This window comes from Bradyrhizobium sp. P5_C11_2 (genome assembly GCF_054049755.1).
In genome coordinates this window covers 1-2,520 of the sequence record NZ_JBFULT010000810.1, presented here as the reverse complement: position 1 = coordinate 2,520, position 2,520 = coordinate 1, and the positions used below count along the sequence as shown (strand labels likewise).

Genomic DNA, 2,520 nt, shown 5'->3' with positions numbered 1-2,520 from the left:
TCATGATCTCTCGCGCGTAGGCTTGAGAGAAATCAGGAGACCTTGAGGTTTTCCGCGGATGCTTTGCCGCGGTTTTCCACGAGGTCGTATTCAACCACCTGGTTTTCGTTCAGGGTGGAGAGTCCGGCACGCTCAACGGCGGAGATGTGGACGAACACGTCCTTGTCACTGCCGTTCGGCTTGATGAACCCATAGCCCTTGGTCGGGTTGAACCATTTGACGGTGCCCTTTTGCGGCATCCTCAGTCTCCTCCGCTAGATATAAAAAAGACGCGGCCGCTTTACGCGTGCCACGCCACAAACGGGCTTCCGGAAGTCTGTTCGAGTCTTGAATCTCAATGTCGCGAAACGCACAGCCGAGCGCCAATTCCGATTGTGTCTGATATTGCAACACGAAAATCGCGCGTTAGCAAGCCATGCGCGAATTTCAAGACCGGGCCCGGCCGAATGCGACGACAATTTGCGACCTGTGGCCGTAGAACCACAATCAGGGGCAATCGCCTCGGCCATGGGGGGCCAAACGGTTGACCCTCCGTGGCAGTTCAGCACAAATCGCCGCACGCGTGCGCCGGTCGTGTTGCATTTTTGCGGGCCGCCATTTTGCTTCGGGATTTGTGGTCATGAGCTGCCCATCGCAGCCCTCCGGGACACGGCAGACGACCGGGTTGGACCGCGTCCGCCGGGTCGCGATTGCGATGGCTGTTGCGTTCGTCGCGATGATGTCGGCGGCCACGCCAGGCTTTGCGCAGAGCCCGACGCCCACGCCGACACCCACGCCAATACCGTCACCGACTCCGATTCCGGTGCCGAGTGCGACCACGCTCGATCTCGGATCGAACTTCCTGGAGCGRCTCGGCAACCGGGCCTCGGGCGGCATCGACCGATCGCTGCGGACCAATCCCGGCGGTGGCGGCGCGTCCGAGAGCACGCAGGACCCGCGCTACCGCACCTGGTTCGAGGGTTATGGCATCTCGGTCCGGACCGATGCGCAGGGCGATTTCGTCGGCGACACGCGCAAGACCGTTGGCGGCGTTGGCGGCTTCGGTGCGCGGCTTGCGCCGGGCGTCAACATCGGCTTCTCCGTCGACCAGAGCCACACCGACATCGACGTGCCGCTCGCGCTCCAGTCGGCAACGCTCGACCTGACCCAGCTCGGCTTCAGTGGCTCGGTCGACAAGGGCCCGTGGACCTGGGCTTTCGCGGTGGTGCACGGTTTCGGCAAGGTCCGTTCCAGCCGGGACACCGGCTTTGGCCTGGCGACGGCGGGCTATCGCGCGTCGGTCGACGGCGCGCTGACCGAGATCAGCTATTACTGGACCCAGGATCAGATGCGCGTCGTGCCCAAGGGTGCGCTCGAATATGTCCGCGCCACCAGCGCGGCGTTCCAGGAGGCCGGCGGACTTGATCCGTTGAACGTCGGCTCGACGGCGCTCTCGCGCGCGCGCGTCATGATCGGGGCCGAGATCGGGCGCTACTTCATCTTCGACCAGAAAATTCTGGACCTGTCGGCCTATGGCAAGTTCGTCGACAATTTCTATCAGAACCTGGGCTCGATCCAGGTCAGCCTGGGGACGGAAAGCATCATCGTGCCCGGCATCGGCGAGAGCCGCTACGGCATGGATGCCGGCGCCTCGGCCTCGCTCAGCCTGACCAACACCGCGCGGCTCTACATCAATTACGACGGCAAGTTCCGCAATGAGCTCACGTCGCACCAGGGCACGGTCGGTTTCGAATACCGGTGGTGAGGCAAGGTCCGCCTGCGCCTACATCGGCGTCGCCGCGACATAGCCGGTCAGGCCAAAGCCATCGCGCGCGGCCGTCATCATCGGCACCAGCGCGTTCGGATGGATGAACTCGTCGCGGAAGCAGGGATAGGTCTTGGGATCGAAGATCTTCTTCAGCCACTCGACCACGATCTTGTGCCGCTCGGAGGCACGAAACTCCTTGTGATAGGTGAGCCAGAGATCGGCGTGGTGGCTCACGCCGAGATCGACGGCGACGAGCGAGGCGCCGAGGGCGATCGACACCGTCGGCAGGAAGCCGATCCCGGCGCCGCGCTCCACTGCATAGAGCACGCCGACCGAGGAATTGGTCTTGATCCCGACGATGCCCTCCAGCGACTTCAACCCGAGCACGCGCGCATAGGCGCTGTCGTCGACCTGTGGCGCGCTCTGCTTGACGATGCGATGGTTCTTCAACTCGGCCAGCGTCGACGGCACGCCGTAGAGGGTCTCGTACTCCCGGGAGACGAAGGGATAGATGTGCAGCCGGCCGAGCTTGGTGACGATGAGATCTGGATTGGTCGGCGGCTCGAGCTGGATGGCGATATCGGATTCCAGACGCGCAACGTCGGCCTGCTCCATGGCACAGCGCAGATCGACGGCGATCTTGCGGTAGGTCTTCTGGAAGTCGATCAGTCGCGGCAGGATCCAGAAATTGCCGGGACCTTCCGTCACCGCGACGCGCACGGTGCCGGACGTATCGTTCGAGGAGCGAGAGGCACGCCGGAATACGTTGAAGG

3 protein-coding genes are annotated in these 2,520 nt (G+C 63.3%); 1 reads left to right on the top strand and 2 read right to left on the bottom strand.

What is annotated here, in order from left to right:
• Positions 1 to 32 precede the first annotated feature (32 nt).
• Positions 33 to 239, bottom strand: a complete 207-nt coding sequence (locus ACXJL8_RS38855) for a cold-shock protein (protein WP_007591938.1) — start codon at positions 237 to 239, stop codon at positions 33 to 35.
• A 380-nt stretch (positions 240 to 619) separates the two neighbouring features.
• Between ACXJL8_RS38855 and ACXJL8_RS38850 the strand changes: the two genes are divergently transcribed.
• Positions 620 to 1,744, top strand: a complete 1,125-nt coding sequence (locus ACXJL8_RS38850; RefSeq protein ID WP_456621913.1) for an autotransporter outer membrane beta-barrel domain-containing protein — start codon at positions 620 to 622, stop codon at positions 1,742 to 1,744.
• An 18-nt stretch (positions 1,745 to 1,762) separates the two neighbouring features.
• Here the strand turns inward: ACXJL8_RS38850 and ACXJL8_RS38845 are convergent.
• Positions 1,763 to 2,520 (bottom strand): substrate-binding domain-containing protein (locus tag ACXJL8_RS38845; RefSeq protein ID WP_456686799.1); only part of this gene is annotated, 758 nt, incomplete at its 5' end.